This window comes from Bacillus haynesii (genome assembly GCF_014042035.1).
GTDB classification, from domain to species: Bacteria; Bacillota; Bacilli; order Bacillales; family Bacillaceae; genus Bacillus; species Bacillus haynesii.
In genome coordinates, this window is record NZ_CP059494.1 from 2,255,546 (window position 1) to 2,274,033 (window position 18,488).

Genomic DNA, 18,488 nt, shown 5'->3' on the forward strand with positions numbered 1-18,488 from the left:
TTGTCTTAATATGGGAGTTTACTTATCTCGCTCTTTCAATCTGCCAATCGAACGGGTCGGATAAAAGCGACCAGTCGTCCGCCATCTCCGAATCTGTTAAAAGGCATCGATCCGCTTCTGCGGTAATTTCTGACGGCGACAGATCCAACCCGATAAAGACGAGCTTTGTGTGGCGGTCTCCGAATTCTTCATTCCATTCTTTTAATAGCTCAGGGTTCTGACTGAGGATTTGTTCCTGTTCCGGCTTGGACAGCGCAGCCACCCAATAAGAGATCGGTTCCAGCGACACGGAAGGACCCGCCTGCGACATCAAAAGGGCAAGGCTGTTGCGCGTCGCACACCAGGCGATTCCTTTCGCCCTGACGACGTTTTCCGGCAGCGAATGAATCCAATTATAAAACCGCTCTGTATGAAAAGGACGGCGCGCTTCGTATACAAACGAAGATATTCCGTATTCTTCAGTCTCTGGCGTATGCTGGTGGTGTCCTTGGTTTAATTCCCTGATCCAGCCTGCTGAACCGCTTGCTTCGTCAAAATTGAAGAGACCGGTGTTTAAGATGACCTTCGGATCGACCTCTCCTTTGACCGCTCTGATGATGTTTGCTTTAGGCTGCAACGTTTTCAGCACTTTCTCAAGCTTTTTCAGATCTTCCTCAGAGACAAGGTCGCATTTATTCAAAATCAGCACATCGCAAAACTCGATTTGATCGATGAGCAGATCGGCGATGTCGCGTTCATCCTCTTCACCGACAGCCTCTTTCCGGTCCAGCAGGCTGTCCCCCGACTGAAAATCGCGCCAAAAACGATTGGCGTCGACAACCGTGACCATTGTGTCCAGGCGGCAGAACCGGGTCAAATCAATGCCCAATTCTTCGTCGATGTAAGAGAACGTCTGAGCGACCGGGATCGGTTCGCTGATACCGGTCGATTCGATCACGATATAATCAATATTTCCTTGCTTCGCCAGTTTTTCGACTTCAACAAGCAAATCCTCTCTGAGTGTGCAGCAAATGCAGCCGTTTGACATTTCGACCAGCTTTTCATCCGTTCTCGACAGGCCGCCGCCTTGCTTGACAAGCCCGGCGTCAATGTTGACTTCGCTCATGTCATTAACGATAACGGCGACTTTCAGCCCTTGGCGGTTTTGCAATATGTGATTCAGCAGCGTCGTTTTACCCGCCCCCAGGTATCCGCTTAATACTGTTACAGGAATCTTTTTACTCATTTTTTCATTCTCCTTCCTCGTATCAAATCGTAATAATTACGATTTATTTTTTATTTCACCACAATTTATTTAACAATGCAACGCGTCAGCTTCCAGATGATCATGATGATCAAAACCGAAACAACTGAAGTGGCCATCTGTTTTCCCGTAATGGCTGCAGCCGTTTTCATCCCCAGTTCCTTGGCAATTGTCCAAACCGTCACCATGCATGGAGTAAAGGTTGATGCCAAGTAAATGAGAAGAAAGAGCGTTGCCCCCGGCAGCACGTCAAGAAGCGCTCCATTCCCTTCATTGAACAAGAGAATGCCGTCTTTCCTGATCAGAGAAAAAACAAGGCCCGGCGCCGCCTCTTCCGGAGCACCGAACAGGCTTAAAACAGGCGAGACAAGCAATGTCACAAGACGGAAGACACCGAGTTCATTCAATACTGTCGCCGCCAGGCAAATGATGAGAAAGATCGGCATCGCCTGAAAGATAAATTGCTGAAGCACTTCTTTTACTCGAAAGACGATCCCTTTCCAGGACGGCATCTGCAAAAACGTTTGCCGGTGCTCAAAGTAAGCGGCCCATTTCTGATCGACGCGATACCATATCCGGTTATGAGCGGCCGCTGCGGCTACAAGAACAGCGAGGTAAGGAATAAACAGCCACTCCCTTCCCGCAGCATGAAAAATTGACAGTGTCGCGCCGATTTGGTAGCTGCACGCTGATCCGAAAGAAATAAATGATACACAACGCTTTCTCGTACACATGCTGCACGACCGCGTCTGCTGAACGGCAACGACATTACAGCCAAATCCGGTCAAAAGCGGAACTAAATCGCGGCCGTTCAGACCGATCTTCCGCATCAGCGGGTCCAATGAATTGACGATCCGGTCCTTTAAACCCGAATCATCTGCTGCCGCATTCGCTATAGACATAAACAGAACGACAGGAAACGCCCAAACAAACGAGTAAATGCCAAGGGATAACAGGCCATAATTCCCCGCCAATGCCGCGCTCAGCCATGACGGCAAGCCTCCGACCGTATTTTGGAGCGGTTCAACGGCCCATTTGTCCGCGTATTGCTGCATCCACTCTGATGTATGATAAGCCAATACGATCGGCGCCATAAATAACAAACATAAAAGTGCAGTGCTCACAACAGGCCCCACTACGGGACGATGAAACACAAACTGCTGAACAGTCACACTTTCAAGTTCAATCTGTTTCATCCGCCTCCGTTTGAGCGGATGAAATTCAGCCTCTTTTCTTAAAAAAGCGATGATCCGTTCTTTTTTATCGTCTGTCACGGTTCTCGTATCAACCAGCAGGACCGGGAGACTGTGCTTGGCCACTTGCTCAGAAAGCGTCCGGCGCATGGCGTCCGTCATTTTATCCTGAAACGTAACGATAAAGCAGACGCGCCGGGCATCCGGCGGAATCAGGTCCAAGACCGCGTTCAGCTCTTCTGAAAAATGGGTGCCGCGCAAGACGGCAACCACCCCATCGGCCTTTTCGATCTCTTTTTTCAGCGCTCTTTTCGACACCCTGTCATCCTCCCGAATGCCCGGTGTATCAATGGCTTGCCAGCCCGGAAGGCTTTTGATCTCCCGTTCAGCCGCAAATATCGTCGATCCTTTCACATTGGCTGCTTCGCCTGCTCTCTGATCCGTGATCGCGGAAAAAAGCGTTGTTTTCCCGGCCGATTCGAGTCCGATGAAGAGCATGCGCTGCCGCCGCGTTGGCTCTTTCAGCATTCACACTGCACCTCACAGCAGCTCAAATCCGTGAGAAACATTTGATTTTCCCTGTATTCTGTCAGCACCTTTTCATCGATCGAAAACTTTCGTTTTTCCAACAAATGCTCAGCGATGACGGCGAATCGCTGCCTGAATTTATAAATGAAACAGAAGACGGCGTTTTGGTGCTGAACGCTCGGCCCGACTAAATAAAGACCGTCCGTCACGGTCGACATATCTTTATTCGTTAAAAGCGGTTTGCCGTTCTCTCCCCATTCAAACAAATGCTCGATTTGTTTTGCCCCGGAATGAAAGCCTGTCGCGATAATCGGCCGTGTTTCCGAGCGTATTTTCCTCCCGTCTGACAAATATAAATCATAGGCTGGTCCGTTTTTCGCCAGTTTTTCTACAACGGCTTTTTCCAAAAACTGAACTTTCCCTTTTTCATACGCAACTTCAAGACGCTCCCATGTATAAGGTGAAATCGACCGACTTGGATCGGCTTCAGCGTTTTCGATGAGCGAATTCGGCATCACAACCGTCACATCGCTGCCATAGGACGCCAGTTGAACCGCCGCGTCCATTGCGCTTTCATAGCCGCCTACTACGTAATAATGGGCTTTTTCAAATTGGCTCCATCTGGCGATCTTGCTGTTGTGGATGCCAATCTCTGCACCGTGAAACGAATATTTCGGAAATTGGAATTCACCGGCTCCCCAAATAACGTCTTTGGCCATCATCATGCCTTTATTAGTTTCAACTGAAAAACCGCTGTCGGCTTTATGAACGCTGCGAACCGATGTGCCTTCTTGAATTGGAAGTTGAAAATGATCGGCCAAAAGCGCCAAATAATCTCCATACTCCCGCCCGCTCAAGTGCTCGCGGTGAAAAGTAAAGGCAGGGGATGTTCCCGGAGCAACAGCATTTAAATCCAAAGCCCCGAATCCCTGCCCGGTAAAGGACGGTGTTATCAGTTTCATTTCTTCAGGCCAGCTTCGGAATGAAGCTCCTGCACGGTCTTTTTCCAAAATCGTAAACGATTGAAAACCGAGTTTTTTCAGAATGATCCCCATTCCAATACCTGCGGGTCCCGCTCCAACAATGACGATTTCGCTATGCTGCAAAACAACCACTCCCTAAACGAAATCATTTCGATTTAAATTACATGCTTTAGACATGACCACTTGATTTTATCACAGCATTCCCTCAAAATAAATAGGAACTATTTCGATTTACAACAGAAAGGGGTCTCATCAATGGAACGTAAACTGCATTTGCCCGCAAAACCCGAACGCCACCGCCGCTTCGGATCTGTCGAAGCCGTGAAAGGAATAAAACCGACCGATAAAGAACAGATGAAGGATATTCAAAATACACCGAACGACTATTTTTTTGACATTGACCATGTCGGTGTCTCAAACGTTTCGCATCCGATACTGATTGCATCCTCGCTCAAGCCGTTTACACAAACGACGATCGGCGCTTTTTCCTTTACGACGAGCCTTGCGCGCGACTGCAAAGGAATCAATATGAGCCGCCTGACAGAACAGCTGCAGCGCTACTACGAAGCAAACTGGACGGTTGACTTCCATACACTGAAAGATTTTGCGAAGGATTTAGCTGACAATATGGAGCAGCAAAGCGCATCCGTCTCCGTCACTTTTCCATGGTATTTCGAACGCCTCAGCCCGGAAACCAAATTGTCCGGACTGATGCACGCCGATATCCATATGACAGTCTCTTATCATGAAAACAAAGGCTTTTCACAAACCGCCGGTATCACCGCCCATGTGACGACGCTCTGCCCGTGTTCAAAAGAAATCAGCGAATACAGCGCCCATAACCAGCGCGGCATCATCAAGATCACCGCGCATATCAATGAACAGGCGGAGATGCCGGAAGATTTTAAAAGCGAGCTTCTTGCCGCAGCGGAAACGAACGCAAGCGCACAGCTCCATCCCGTCTTAAAAAGGCCCGATGAAAAGAGAGTCACTGAACAGGCTTATGAGAATCCAAGATTTGTAGAAGACGTCATTCGCTTAACAGCTGCTGACTTATACGAAATGGACTGGATCTCCGCCTTTGAGATCGAATGCCGGAACGAAGAATCGATTCACTTGCACGATGCCGTGGCGCGGCTGTCGTTTTCCAAAATATAAATTAAAAAGAGCTACCGGTTTTTCCGGCAGCCTCGATCCTTATGCAGCTTTTGATTGATTCAGGGCCCGGCTGTTTTAAACAGAAGCAATGAAAAAATGTATAATACCGATGTAAACAGACAAACCGCGAAAAACCCTCCGAATTGGGAATGTTTCCCCTGTTTGCTTGAAGTCGTGCTACAGGCAGACGAACCGTTGTAAACTGCCGGGTTCTCCCCGGCAGCTTCGGCTACTTCATGTGCCGCACGTATTCAATATCATCCCGATACTGGCTGTACCCCTCTTGATACTCCATAACCCGCGCCGTTTCTTCTATGAAGTATTCATCATAGCCCGCTCTTCTCAATAAGTGAAAGCCCATTTCCATGCCTGAAGCAATTCCCCCGGCGGTGATGATCCGTCCGCTGTCGACGATTCTCGCCCGGCTGACGCGGCAGGCCGGCGCGATGTCCGCCAAGCGGTCGATCGGAACTTGCCCCATCTCTGACGCCTCAAGCCGATCCGGCTCTTTCCGGCTTGTGGCGGAAAGCCCGTCTAAGAGCCCCATGCGCCCGTAAATCCATGAACCTGTACATACGCTCACCAAAAGCGTCGACTCAGGCAGAGAGCGGATAAACTGATGCAGCCGTTTGTTGTTGGTCTCCTGTCGAGTGCCGAAACCGCCCGGAATTAAAAAGGCATCCATATCAGGCTGGTCATTGAAGCTGTAATTCGGATGAATGGTAAGCCCGGCTTGCGTCTGAACCGGTTTCATCGCATCCGCCACAAGAAAGGCGTCTAGTTCAGGATCGAGCCTCCTCGCTACTGAAAACACTCCGTATGGGGCAGCATAGTCGATGATTTCAGCATCCTTGAAAATGTACACGCCAAGTCTGAATCCTCTCGTTCTTTTCATTGTTTTCCTCCTCAATTTTTCTTTTATTCTTGCAAAACCTACGATATCATGGAGAGAACCATTTTACTTATGAATGATTACGATAGAATCCATTTTAATTTTCGATAGCAAGGGGATGACAAGCTATGATTGAGCTTTTAGAGGGGAAATTTTTTAAAACCTTCATCGCCGTCATGGAAGAAAAAAATTTCAGCCGCGCCGCTGATCGGCTGGGGTATGTACAGTCGACGGTCACCAGTCATATTCAGCTCTTGGAACAGGCTTGCGGACAGCGTTTGTTTCACCGGCTGTCAAGAGGTGTGAGTCCGACACCGGCCGGTTTGAAGCTAAGCAAATATGCCTATCAATTTATTCATTTAGGCAGCACCTTGGAAGAAGCGATGAATGAACTGGATCAGCCGCAAGGAACCATCCGCATCCGCATGCAAGAATCGTTTTTTCTGACGCGCACGGCTCCCCTGATCCGGAATTTTCTTAAAGAATATCCAAAGATCAGATTACAATTGGAAAGCGGGTTCCAGCACGATATCGTTCAGCAGGTGCTGAACCATGCCGTAGATTTCGGAATCGTACCGCAAAATCCGAACCGGCCCGACACCCTTTTTATCCCTTTGCTCGAAGAAAAGCTGGTGTTCATCGCTTCCAATGATCTCGCTGAAAAGGTTGAATCTGAGAGCCTTGGCGCTCTTAGCCGCGAAACATTCATCAGCTTCGGCACAAGCTGCGTCTACCACACAAAAGCGGGCAGATTATTGCAAGAAGCCGGGATTGAAGGAAACAGCGCCCTGGAATACCCAAGCATCGCCATGATCAAACAGGCGGTAAAATGCGGCATCGGCTTTGCCTTCATTCCGGAAATCGCCGTCAAACAAGAACTTGAAGCCAAGCAATTCAAACGGCTGCCTGTGGCTGCCCCGATTGTCTCCACGCACGGGCTCATCGTCCATCAAGACAGGGAGCTGAGTCTGGCGGCGTCTTTATTAAAGGAAAAAGTAACCGGCTATTTTTGTAACGAGTGAAAAAAGCCCGGCAAATTAAAAACTGCCGGTTTTACCCGGCAGCATCCATTACGATTGTTCCAGCTCCTCGATCATCAGCGACAGCTCAGTCCAACGCTCCATCGCCTCTTCAAGCTCCTCGGCTGTTTTGTTTTGCTCTTCCATCAGCGTCTGAATCTTGGCGAAGTCGCTGCCGGCGGCTGCGATTTCCTCTTCAAGCCGTTTATGCTTTTCTTCCAGACCGGCGATTCTGTTTTCGATGCCGTCCCATTCCAGCTGATCTTTATAAGACAGCTTCTTCCTTTTCTTTTTCTCAGGTTTGACAGGTTCAGCGGCTTCAGGCGCCGGATTTTGACGGCTCGTTTCCTTTTGCTTCTCCATATATTCGCTGTATGAACCTTGAAAACGCGAAACGTTTCCGCCGCCTTCAAATACAAGCAGCCTGTCGATTACGCGGTCAAGGAAATAGCGGTCATGGGATACGGTCACGACAACGCCGGGAAACTGCTCCAAGTAATCTTCCAGCACCCCGAGCGTCTCGGTATCAAGGTCGTTTGTCGGCTCATCGAGGAACAGGACGTTCGGCTCCTCCATCAACACTTTCAAGAGATAAAGGCGCCTCTTTTCCCCGCCTGACAGCTTGCGGATCAAGTTGCGCTGCACGCCCCGCGGAAAGAGGAACCTTTCCAGCATCTGCTCAGCTGTGACCACTTGTCCGTCGGCCGTTTTGACGACCTCAGCCGTCTCCTTGATGTATTCGACGACTTGCAGCGCATCGTTCATTTCACTGTGATCCTGTGTATAATAGCCGATTCTTACGGTCTGGCCGATCGTGATCTGCCCTCCGTCAGGCTTAATGCGCCCGGCAAGCGCGTTTAAAAGCGTTGTTTTGCCGATCCCGTTCGGTCCGATGATGCCGATCCGATCCCCCGGCACAATCAATTCATCGAATGAACGGACAAGCTGATTGCCGCCGCGGCTGATATCAACGCCTTCCGCTTCAATGACCTGCTTGCCGAGACGGTGGGAGCCGATGGCGAAATCAAGGGAAGAACCAGTTTCAGGCGCGTCCTGTTCCTTTAGTTCCTCCACTCGCTGAATTCTTGCTTTTTGTTTTGTCGAACGGGCTTTGGCTCCCCTTCTCAGCCAAGCAAGCTCCCTTCTGAGAAGGTTTTGCCGCTTCGTTTCGCTTTGTTCGGCGAGCGCTTCTCTTTCGGCCCGCTTTTCCAAAAACACTTCGTAGTTCCCTTTGTATGTGTATAGGCGCCCGCGATCCAGTTCATAGATCCTGTTGGTCACCCGGTTTAAAAAGTAGCGGTCATGGGTGACGAGGACGACGGAGCCCGGATATCCGCTCAAATAGCCTTCAAGCCATTCGATTGTTTCATTGTCAAGGTGGTTTGTCGGCTCATCCAAAATAAGGAGGTCAGCAGGCTGAATCAATGTTTTCGCGATCGCAACCCGCTTTTTTTGCCCTCCGGAAAGGGAGCTCACTTCTTTTGCCACATCCGCGACGCCAAGCTTCGTCAAAATCGTTTTTGCCGCCGTATTCGCGTCCCAGGCGCCATGTTCGTCCATTTTCCCCTGTGCCGCCAGCAGGTTTTCCTGCTTCCTCGGATCATCAGGCGACGCATTCAGCTCCTGAAGAGCCTGCTCATACGCCCTCATCGTCCGCATCATCACGGAATCTCCCGAATAAATGTGCTCAAGCACGGTTTCAGGGCCGTCCAAATCAGGATCCTGATCCAAGTACTCGATATGGAGGCTGCCGGGCTTGGTGATGTCTCCTTTTTCGGTCGATTCATGGCCGGCGATCACTTTCAGCAAACTGCTTTTTCCTGTTCCGTTCGGTCCGATCAAGCCGATCCGTTCGTTTTCTTCGATATGGAACGATATATGGTCAAATAATGTTTTATCTCCGTAAGTTTTATATAAACCTTCCGCTTTAAAAATGCTCATCTGTCTACCAATCCTAACGTAATGTCATAACCTTATTTTAATGCAGATGATGCGAGAAAACTAGTGAGAGCTTTTTCACGGACATTATAGAAAGACGGCCGGAAGCCAGAAATATACGCTGATCACGATCAAGACGACACCTGCAATATTGAGCCAAAAGCCCGCCCTGACCATATCCTTCATCGTCAGCAGATTGGAGCTGAAGACGGCGGCATTCGGCGGGGTGGAGATCGGAAGCATAAAGGCGCATGATGAAGCAAGCGCAGCTGCCGCCATCAGTCCGTACGGCTCGACTTGAAGCGCGGCGCCAAGGCCGATCGTCATCGGAATCACCATATTGGCGACAGCCGTATTCGACATGATTTCGGTCATAAATAAAATCGCAGCCGTCAAAATAATCAGCACAAATAAGTAAGGGTGGCCTTCCAACAGCTTGAGCTTGCCGCCGATCCACGCCGTCAGATTGGTCGCCGAAAAACCGGCCGCAAGCGACAAGCCGCCTCCAAACAACAGAAGCAGCCCCCACGGCAGCGACTGCATATCCTTCCATTCCAAAATCCGTTCATCTTTTGTACTTGGAAGTAAAAACAGCAGAACCGCTCCGAAAATCGCGATCGATGTATCTGAAATTTGAAACGGCAGGATGAATTTGAACATCCACAAACATGCGGTTAACAAAAAAACGGCAAAAACCGATTTTTCCTCCCTCGTCATTGCGCCAAGCGCCTTTAAATCATGATCGATAAAATCAGGTTTTTTTCCTTGAAAGGTGCTCACTTTAAATTTCATTTTCGTTAAATAAACATATAAAATGGCAAGAAACAGAACAGAAACCGGGAACCCGAATAAAAACCATTCAAAAAACATAATTTCGTGATTGAGCATCTGTTTGGACATCGCGGCAAAGACCGCATTCGGAACGGAGCCGACCAATGTAGCAAGTCCGCCGATCGACGCCGCATACGCGACAGCCAGCAAAATGCTTTTGCTGAACTTCTGCAGCGATTCGCCTTTTAAAATTTCTTTTTCCTGCACTTCTTTAATGACTGCTAGCGCTACGGGAAGCATCATTAAAGCGGTGGCAGCATTTGAAATCCACATCGATAAAAACGCCGTCGCTACCATCACACCGAGCACGATTCGATGGCTTTCAGCCCCGATCCGCTTCAAAATATGCAAAGCCATCCGTTTATGAAGGTTCCATTTTTCGATGGCGATTGCAATGATAAATCCCCCCATATACATAAACACAATCGGATCGCCGTATGCTTTAGCCGTCGTTTCCATATCTAAACCGCCCAATGTCGGCAGCAAAATGACTGGCAAGAGCGATGCAGCCGGAATCGGCACGGCTTCCGTAATCCACCAGACGGCCGTCCAAGCTGTAACCGCAAGAACGATCCGCGGCGCGTAGGCCAGCTCAGCTTCCGGTATCAAGCCGAGAATCAGCAAAAAACTGATCGGCCCCAATAACAATCCGGTCAGTTTAGTCGTTGTATATACTCTCATCTATCCCATCCCCCTTGAAAGCGGTTTCCATTCCATCACTTTCGCTTTGACCGGGGAAAATTCCTCTAAAAAATTTAAAATAAAATTTAAATTAACATTGAAACTGAGGCTAGAAAGAGCAGCCGCTGATTAATTCAGATAAACTCCTTTTATTTTGGTAATGAAAAAGCTTCATTGAGAGATCTCATACATAATATGAGAAACTATTGTACATTCAAGATTATCAAAGTAAGAAAAATGTTCAATTTCTTATAACTGCCGATCTGATTCATTTCTATGTAATGATTGATGAATCTCTATTTTGATTTTTTGGTCTAAAAAATGAATTTGTTGATATGGAACAAATTTCCCCTCTGTTTATGGAATGGTCAACGAATCACCCCAATTCGACTTTTGAAACAATATAGACTAAAATAGCTTCTCGATAACTTTCAAGATCTTCGTCCAGCCAGCATTCTTCATTTTCTCTAATCGTATGGAATCTAATGGTACAGTCCAAATCATTTTTGTCAAAAGACATCGCTAAATAAAAGCTCAATCGTGGAAACTGCTCTTTTAAAACAGACTCTATTTTTTTCATTATTTGAATTCCTTTAGAGAGAAGTTGCAAAGGCGAACATTCTTTATTTGTATATTCATCTAAATGAAAATGATTGTGTATGATCTCTAATTCGGTTCTGTTTTTGATAAACCGATTGGGCGAAAAGTAATCAGGCAAATCCGTACTTTCTATATTTTTAATAAGAACACAGCTATCCCACTCTATCACTTCAGGTACTATGCGTTCAAATATATCTGAAATATTATATTCTTTTATTAAATTGCCATTAGTGTTTATTTCATTTAAGTAACTCTTCATTAATTTGTTAAATTTCAAAATATCACCACCTTTTAATATACGATTAATTCACCTTTTGGGTTTTAAAACACATTAATGTTTTTGAAGAAACACTAAAGCATTTCTATAAGCCTTTCCCCATTAATGCTGCCAATTTATTCATAAATTGGCCTCAGGCACTCTTGTTGCTACCTTCAGCTATTTGTTGAATCAAATTGTATAAAGTTGAATCTAACATTTAATTTTTCCTACCGTCATTCATAGGCTGAAAGCAAATTTTTTAGTGCTTTTCCATATAAATTCATCGGGACGCTTTCTCCATTAATAAAATTGAATATCGCAAGACCATTTTCCAGTGAAAAAATAGTCCAAGCGATTTCTTCCGAAGATAGCGTAATCTCATGATTCTCTTTCGACATTAGTTTCGCAACAGACTTGGAGATCCGGTCCACAGACTCCCTAATCATGCAAGACCATTTGTAGCGCATTGACTCATTACGCATCACATAAAGAAGAAACTCCATATTTAAAATCATCCATTTATGATTTTCTTTCACCACTGAGACAAAATGATCATTCATTGTTTCAATAAAATGTGAAAGTGAATGCTGTTTATCTATGATTTGATCGATGTTATTCACATGTAGATTCATTTGTTGTTCCAATAAGGCCAGAAAGAGCTCTTCCTTAGATTTAAAATTTGAATAAACCGCTCCTTTGCTAAATCCGGCATGTTCAGCAATTTTTTCAACAGAAGCCCCATGAAAGCCAAGCTCTGAAAAAATCTCAACAGCCGATTCTAACAGCAATTGACGCGTTTCCTCTTTTCGCTCTTTTTGGGTTAACCTTCTTCTAAGCATTCTTCTTCCTCCTCTTCTTGACAATCATACTACTAAGAATTAATATACCATATAGTATGTATATTCTGAAAGGTATCATAATTTAATCCATTAATCACTAGTACTTCTCTAAATCAACGTGTGGCCATTAAAAAAGGAGAAGAATCATGCAAATTGAAAATAATATCAAAACGGATAAGCAGCCTGTGTCCATCATATTGTCAAAAACCATGAAAACAGGAATTATTAAATCTAACCTTATTCCGATGTTTTCTGGATTAACATTATCTTTATACACTTTTAAAATCAGCCTTTCTGAGAAATTACCAGAAATCATTTTTGCTTTAATTGGTTCTATTTTAGTAATGGGAGCGGCAGGAGCTTTTAACAACTTATATGACCGAGATATAGATGCTCTTATGGAGAGAACCAAAAACAGACCAACTGTTACAGGAGAAATAAAGCCTAAAACAGTTCTATGGCTCGGTATCTTTATGGCGATTTCCGGAGTAATAATTCTTGCGTTCACCACTTATCTGGCGGCATTCCTAGGGTTTCTAGGATTGTTTTTTTATATTGTCCCGTATACCATGTGGAGTAAAAGAAGAACAGTTTACAATACAGAGGTCGGGAGTCTCGGCGGAGCTATGCCGCCTCTCATTGGATGGTCAGCTGTCTATCCGGACATCACACATCCTGCTGTTCTCGGTCTTTTTGTGACATCTGTGATATGGCAAATGCCTCATTTTTATGCTATAGCCATTCGAAAAAATGATGAGTATAAGGCTGCGAAAGTTCCAATGCTACCTGTTGTCAAAGGAGTTAAAAGAACATATATACAAACTAATATTTATTTAATCATCCTTATCGGGACAAGTCTCCTTTTTATTTCTTTAAGCCTTGGCATTATGCTGGTTGCCCTTCTATTAGGTGTTATATGGTTGATTCTTAGTGTGTATGGTTACAAAAAAATGGATTCAGAGAATTGGGCAAAATCCATGTTTATTTACTCTCTGATTCATATGACAATTCTTTTTTCAACTGTCATTATCTATTCTCTTATCGGAGTTATTTTTAATATATAGTTATTTGATTTCGTCTCTTCTTTACACGTTTGAAGGAACTGCAGTATAACATACTCATGATCCATATTTAGCGTTAGTCATTTCGATCGCTAATGCAGTAATGTTAAATAAAAAAACTGCCGACACATTGTCAGGCAGTTTTTTTTCTATATCTAGTCTTCAAAATGATGTTCCGCCATCTTGGCGAGGTTTTGCGCGTTGCTGCTGATCTCCTGCATCGTGGCGGAAATTTGTTCAACGCCGGCGGCCTGGCCGCTCGTATGTTCATTGATGACTTCGATCGAATGCTCAAGGTCTTTCAATAACGCGTGGATTTTCTTCGTGATTTGGTCAATCTGACCGACGTTTTCTTTTGAGTGTGTCGCAAGCTTGCGGATTTCGTCGGCGACGACGGAGAATCCTTTTCCTGACTCTCCGGCTCTCGCCGCTTCAATCGCCGCGTTCAGTCCGAGCAGGTTGCTTTGATCTGAAATGCCTTTTACAGTGACTGAAATTTTCTCGATTTCTCCGGCGCTTTCACTGACTTCTTTCGCCTGTTTGGAAATGTCGGACATTTGTCCGGAAAATCCGCTGACAGATTCGGCGATATCCTGAATGGCTGAGGCCGTCTGCTCGACGATGACCGACAGGCTTTCCGCGACGCGGTGAAGCTGATCCGATTTTTCAAGACTCGTGCCGAGCCCGACTCCGCCGATAACCCTTCCGTTCTCGTCGTGGAGCGGGATCGCTCTTGCCGCAAGGGGGAAGCCGAACAGCTCCTTAGGCACCATGCTTACTTTCTTTTTGTTTTGGCGGATGGCGTCTGTAATAATATCGCCTTCCTGCAAAGGATCACCCGCTTTGACATCAAGGGAAAACGTCTTTCCCGGGATGTTGACGATCAGCTTTTCGGTATCGTAAATCCCCACTGTCACATCGTCCTGGATCAGCTGATTCAGAAACGGCGCCACTTTCACAAAAGCATCCAGCAGCGGGTGGATGTCCGTTTTTACTGCTTCATTCATGTATCAAATCCTCCTTTTAATATGGAAAAATCCTTTTCTGGTGCTGGACGGAAATCCATTTTAATGTCGTAAATTCGTCAAGGCTCCACTCGCCGTTCAGCCTTCCGATCCCCGATTGCTTTTCACCGCCGAAAGCGACATGCGGCTCGTCGTTGATCGTGGTGTCATTGACATGGATCATGCCCGTCTCGATTTGCTTTGCGATGGCAACGCCGCGCTCCACATTTCCCGTATGTACGGCTCCGCTCAGTCCGAACGAAGTGTCATTCGCGATCTCAACCGCTTCTGCTTCGGTCTCAAACGGCATGACGCATACAACCGGGCCGAACAGCTCTTCCTTGGCGACAGACATATCAGGCGTGACATCCACAAGAATCGTCGGCTCGACAAGATTGCCTTTAATATCGCCTTTGAGAAACGGTGTGGCGCCTTCTTCGATTCCTTTTTCAATCGATTTTCTTAAATGTTCAGCTTGGCGTTCATTAATGACAGGGCCGATCACAGTTTCAGGATCCAGCGGATCACCAGTTTTAAGCCCGGAGATTTTTTGACTGAACAGCTTTAAAAATTCCGGATACACTTCTTTTTGAACGAGAATCCGGTTGGCCGACATGCAAATTTGCCCTTGATGTGTGAAGCGGCTGAAAGCCGCGGCATTGACGGCGTATTCCAAATCGGCATCCTCGAGAACGATCAGTGCGCTGTTTCCGCCGAGCTCAAGCAGCGGTTTTTTGAAATGTTTGATCGCCAGCTGCCCGATATAGCTGCCGACCTTCGTTGATCCGGTAAACGAGATGATTCTCGGAATCGGATGCTCAACGAAGCTGTCGCCGATTTCCCCGATATCCGTGACGACAACATTCAGAAGTCCCCCCGGAAGACCGGCTTCTTCAAAAATCTTTGCAATCAGCGTGCCGCCGCAAATCGGTGTTTCTTCATGCGGCTTTAGGACAACGCCGTTCCCGGCGCCAAGCGCAGGCGCAACCGATTTTACAGATAAAAAGAACGGAAAGTTGAACGGACTGATGACGCCGACCACTCCTGCCGGAATGCGGTAGATCCGGTTTTCTTTCCCATCAACCGGTGAAGGGAGAATTTTGCCTTCCATTTTAAGCGGGAAGCCAGCTGCTTCTTTGATCATATTGACGACAAGATCGATTTCAAAAGCTGCTTTCAGCCGTGTTCCGCCAAGCTCCTCCATAATGAGAAACACAATTGCTTCCCTATTTTCTTCAATATAAGCTGCGGCTTTTTCTAAAATCGCCCTTTTTTCATAGGGATTGACGCCATCCCATTTCTTTTTCGCCTCAAGCGCAGCTTTGTACGCCGCATCGACATCCTCCCGCGTCGCTTTCCGAAAAGAGGTAATCGTTTTATGGGTAAAAGGATTCAGATCGGCCAATACGCTTTCACTTTGGCCGTCTCTCCATTCCCCTCCTATGTATTGACGGTTGAGGTCAGTCATTTGAATCATTCAGTCCATCTCCTATCAAACAGTTTTGGGAAAAGTTAGACTACATCATATGTATCGGCAGTCTTTCAAGAAAATTCAATCTTATGGGTCTTTTGGATATAAAAAAAGATTTCACCGACAAATCGGTAAAATCCGGATACAAGGGGAACAGCACCGCTTAATTTTTCTGCGCAAGGTAAACGGTTGTGATCAGCATTGATAAACATTGCAGGATATATAAACCTGTTATTAAGAAAAATGAAAAGGATATCCCTTGGAAAATGATCACCAACGCCCAGGCAATTAAAATGGCGGCCATTGTAATGTTCCAGGAGAGCGCCTTAGCCTGATAGCTAATCTTCTGTTGACGTTCATCGAACAGCCTCTCTTTTTTGCCAATCCGTCTGTTTACGCTGTAAACAATTACGATCCCGAGCACGCCTATTCCTAAACCCGCTAAAGCGATCAATATGTTTGCCATCGTTTCAGTCAATATTTTCATCCCCCTCAAAAATAAATAAATCTTCAATCAGACATTCAAAAATTTGAGCCAGTTTATGCGCCAGAACGAGTGAAGGTTTATACTTTCCCTTTTCAAGGGAAATCACTGTTTGCCTTGACACATCGAGCCTTTTAGCCAATTCTTCTTGTGTCATGTTCAGCGAAGTGCGCTTTTCCTTTATTAACGTTTTCATCTTTCCTCCATTGGAAATGTAAAGTTTACTATACGTAAAGTATACTTAACAAACAATCAGATGTCAAGTTCACTTTACAAATAAAAAAGATAGACAAAACAGGCACTCGTCCTGTTCATCTATCCTTTTCCTCCCCGATTTCTTTTTACGCCCCTAAATCGACATTATGGTAAACTTGCTGAACGTCTTCCAAATCTTCCAGCGCGTCAATAAGCTTTTCAAACTGGGCGCGCGCATCCTCTGGAAGGGCGACGTCATTTTGCGCGAGCATGGTCAGCTCGGCCACCGTGAACTCTGTGATGCCGGCGTTTTGCAGCGCCTCCTGTACGGCGTGGAACTGATCGGGCTCAGCATAGACGATCACCGCATCGTCTTCTTCTAAAATATCACGGACATCGATATCCGCTTCCATCAATAATTCGAGCGTTTCATCAGCCGTTTTGCCTTCAAAGCCGATGACGGCCGTCGGATCAAACATGTAAGCGACAGATCCGCTCACACCCATGTTTCCGCCGTTTTTGCCAAATGTGGAGCGCACATCAGCAGCCGTGCGGTTGACGTTGTTTGTCAACGCGTCAACGATCACCATCGCTCCGTTCGGACCGAAGCCTTCATAGCGTAGCTCGTCGTAATTTTCCTCAGAGCCGCCCTTCGCTTTTTCGATCGCCCGCTCAATAATCGCTTTCGGGACATTGTATGTTTTGGCGCGCTCAAGCACGAATTTCAGGTTCTGGTTCAGTTCGGGATCGGGCTCTCCCTGCTTTGCCGCCACATAGATTTCGCGGCCGAACTTGGCGTAGATTCGGCTCGTATTCGCATCCTTGGACGCTTTCTTCTCTTTTATATTGTTCCATTTACGGCCCATGATGTAACCACTCTCTTTCAACATTGAATCTTTCATTCACAAAATCTATTATACCGCAGGGCCCGGCGATTTCATCAAATTGATGCATCGAATTTACGACATTTTTTTGGAAATCCGCCCTAAGACGCGAGTTTTCCGCTGTTTTTCTTCTGCTTTTTTTCACAAACAGTAACAAAAATTCCTGCAATCAAAACACGATTCCGGTCAAATGAACGAATGTAATAAAAAGCAAGCACCGTAAACAATCAGCGCATAATAGTCGCAGCCACACTATCAAGAAAATAATTGGTTACAGTTTGAGATGACATCGCTTTTCCTCCTGATATATGGATAAATAACTGGCTTTACGAAAATATAGGAAAATAAAAAAGGATGTCACCATATAATATGAGACACCCTTCTTAGGGACAATCTTTGATCAAACTCTAAACTGCTTCCACTAAAATCATAAACCGGTACTGTGTGACGTCAAAATAACCTTTTTCTTCAATCGTTTTATGAATCGCGTACAATTCATCCTTGTATTGATTCACTTCAAAACCGGGCACCTGCCAGGGAATGGCTTTCAAATAATAGACCAGAGCCCCAATATCATAAAACCTTTGAGTCGGACACTCTTCTCTGCTTTTTAAAATCTTAAAATCATGCTTTTCCATCTCTTTTAACGCTGTTTCCAAGTCCCAATCCTTAAATTCTTCATTTAGCGGCACACCAAGTTTTTCATTTATTTCTTCGCAATCAAGCCCGCCGACTTGCTGAGTGAGAAACCGTCCTCCTTTTGAAAGGATTCTCCTCACCTCTTGTACTGAATATGATTCGTGTTTATTGATGATCAGGTCGAATTGGTCGGATTCAAATGGAAGATCTTCATCATCATCAATTTGAACGACCTGAACCCCTAAAGGCGTCAATCGTTCCTTGGCGACTGGCACATTAGGCAAATAACATTCAGTAGCGTATACTGACGAAGGAAACGGCCCCAATTTGGATAAAAACTCGCCGCCGCCTGTCCCCATATCAAGCATGGATTTGGAATCTTGAATAAGAGACAGAGCCATGCTTCCGTATGACCAAGAAAGCAGGTCGCTTTTCATTCGTCCTGTGTCTTCAATGAAAGAAAAATCCCAGCCGCTGAAAGGCTTATCTGCGTGTTTTAAAAATGATAAAAATGTTTTGTCATTCATGATATTTCCCTCCAATTTTTATGTCTAAAAATGTTTTAAACGATTGGAGGGCCTCTCGC

At 45.9% G+C, this 18,488-nt stretch carries 17 protein-coding genes; 3 read left to right on the forward strand and 14 right to left on the reverse strand.

Going from position 1 to position 18,488, the window contains the following annotated elements; all coding sequences use genetic code 11:
* Window positions 1-22 precede the first annotated feature (22 nt).
* From H2R00_RS11215 to H2R00_RS11225, 3 genes are all read right to left on the reverse strand, one after another.
* Window positions 23-1,225 carry a GTP-binding protein gene (locus H2R00_RS11215; RefSeq protein ID WP_182069056.1) on the reverse strand — a complete coding sequence of 401 codons (1,203 nt, stop codon included), beginning with the start codon at window positions 1,223-1,225 and terminating at the stop codon, window positions 23-25.
* A gap of 65 nt (window positions 1,226-1,290) precedes the next feature.
* Entirely contained in the window at window positions 1,291-2,964 is a 1,674-nt protein-coding gene (locus tag H2R00_RS11220) for a nucleoside recognition domain-containing protein (protein WP_182069058.1), read from the reverse strand.
* Window positions 2,958-4,070, reverse strand: a complete 1,113-nt coding sequence (locus H2R00_RS11225; RefSeq protein WP_182069060.1) for an NAD(P)/FAD-dependent oxidoreductase — start codon at window positions 4,068-4,070, stop codon at window positions 2,958-2,960. The genes H2R00_RS11220 and H2R00_RS11225 overlap by 7 nt, the downstream gene beginning before the upstream one ends.
* Window positions 4,071-4,202: 132 nt before the next feature.
* Here H2R00_RS11225 and folE2 point away from each other — a divergent pair, with 132 nt between their 5' ends.
* Window positions 4,203-5,105: a GTP cyclohydrolase FolE2 gene (gene folE2 / locus H2R00_RS11230; protein ID WP_182069062.1), complete on the forward strand. Its 903-nt coding sequence runs from the start codon at window positions 4,203-4,205 to the stop codon at window positions 5,103-5,105.
* Window positions 5,106-5,334: 229 nt separating this feature from the next.
* Here the strand turns inward: folE2 and H2R00_RS11235 are convergent, their stop codons facing one another.
* On the reverse strand, window positions 5,335-6,000 hold the full coding sequence (locus H2R00_RS11235) for a DJ-1/PfpI family protein (RefSeq protein WP_154996448.1): 666 nt from the start codon (window positions 5,998-6,000) through the stop codon (window positions 5,335-5,337).
* 125 nt (window positions 6,001-6,125) lie between these two features.
* Between H2R00_RS11235 and H2R00_RS11240 the strand changes: the two genes are divergently transcribed.
* On the forward strand, window positions 6,126-7,019 hold the full coding sequence (locus tag H2R00_RS11240; RefSeq protein WP_182069064.1) for a LysR family transcriptional regulator: 894 nt from the start codon (window positions 6,126-6,128) through the stop codon (window positions 7,017-7,019).
* Between the two features lie 48 nt (window positions 7,020-7,067).
* On the opposite strand, the gene H2R00_RS11245 is transcribed toward H2R00_RS11240, so the two are convergent.
* The 4 genes from H2R00_RS11245 to H2R00_RS11260 all read right to left on the reverse strand — a co-directional run bounded on the left by H2R00_RS11245 (window position 7,068) and on the right by H2R00_RS11260 (window position 12,164).
* Window positions 7,068-8,957, reverse strand: coding sequence for an ABC-F family ATP-binding cassette domain-containing protein (locus H2R00_RS11245; protein ID WP_182069066.1), 1,890 nt, complete (start codon window positions 8,955-8,957; stop codon window positions 7,068-7,070).
* Window positions 8,958-9,041: 84 nt separating this feature from the next.
* Window positions 9,042-10,466, reverse strand: coding sequence for an SLC13 family permease (locus H2R00_RS11250; RefSeq protein ID WP_182069067.1), 1,425 nt, complete (start codon window positions 10,464-10,466; stop codon window positions 9,042-9,044).
* A 376-nt stretch (window positions 10,467-10,842) separates the two neighbouring features.
* Window positions 10,843-11,343, reverse strand: a complete 501-nt coding sequence (locus H2R00_RS11255) for a PM0498 family protein (RefSeq protein WP_182069068.1) — start codon at window positions 11,341-11,343, stop codon at window positions 10,843-10,845.
* Window positions 11,344-11,558: 215 nt separating this feature from the next.
* Complete coding sequence (locus H2R00_RS11260; protein WP_182069069.1) at window positions 11,559-12,164, reverse strand: TetR/AcrR family transcriptional regulator; 606 nt, start codon at window positions 12,162-12,164, stop codon at window positions 11,559-11,561.
* 146 nt (window positions 12,165-12,310) lie between these two features.
* Here H2R00_RS11260 and cyoE point away from each other — a divergent pair, with 146 nt between their 5' ends.
* Window positions 12,311-13,228: a heme o synthase gene (gene cyoE / locus H2R00_RS11265; protein ID WP_182069070.1), complete on the forward strand. Its 918-nt coding sequence runs from the start codon at window positions 12,311-12,313 to the stop codon at window positions 13,226-13,228.
* 152 nt (window positions 13,229-13,380) lie between these two features.
* On the opposite strand, the gene H2R00_RS11270 is transcribed toward cyoE, so the two are convergent.
* The 6 genes from H2R00_RS11270 to H2R00_RS11295 form a co-directional block, all read right to left on the reverse strand.
* Window positions 13,381-14,232, reverse strand: coding sequence for a methyl-accepting chemotaxis protein (locus H2R00_RS11270; protein ID WP_023855786.1), 852 nt, complete (start codon window positions 14,230-14,232; stop codon window positions 13,381-13,383).
* A gap of 16 nt (window positions 14,233-14,248) precedes the next feature.
* A complete protein-coding gene (yfmT, locus tag H2R00_RS11275; protein WP_182069071.1) occupies window positions 14,249-15,706 on the reverse strand; it encodes a benzaldehyde dehydrogenase in 1,458 nt (485 codons plus the stop codon).
* A 157-nt stretch (window positions 15,707-15,863) separates the two neighbouring features.
* Window positions 15,864-16,178: a DUF2178 domain-containing protein gene (locus H2R00_RS11280; protein WP_182069072.1), complete on the reverse strand. Its 315-nt coding sequence runs from the start codon at window positions 16,176-16,178 to the stop codon at window positions 15,864-15,866.
* Window positions 16,171-16,380 (reverse strand): helix-turn-helix transcriptional regulator, encoded by a 210-nt coding sequence (locus H2R00_RS11285; RefSeq protein WP_020450493.1) that lies wholly within the window; start codon window positions 16,378-16,380, stop codon window positions 16,171-16,173. Before H2R00_RS11285 ends, H2R00_RS11280 begins: the two co-directional genes overlap by 8 nt.
* A 145-nt stretch (window positions 16,381-16,525) precedes the next feature.
* A complete protein-coding gene (locus H2R00_RS11290; protein ID WP_003179658.1) occupies window positions 16,526-17,245 on the reverse strand; it encodes a YebC/PmpR family DNA-binding transcriptional regulator in 720 nt (239 codons plus the stop codon).
* A 425-nt stretch (window positions 17,246-17,670) separates the two neighbouring features.
* Window positions 17,671-18,432, reverse strand: a complete 762-nt coding sequence (locus tag H2R00_RS11295; RefSeq protein ID WP_425321885.1) for a class I SAM-dependent methyltransferase — start codon at window positions 18,430-18,432, stop codon at window positions 17,671-17,673.
* Window positions 18,433-18,488: the final 56 nt, after the last annotated feature.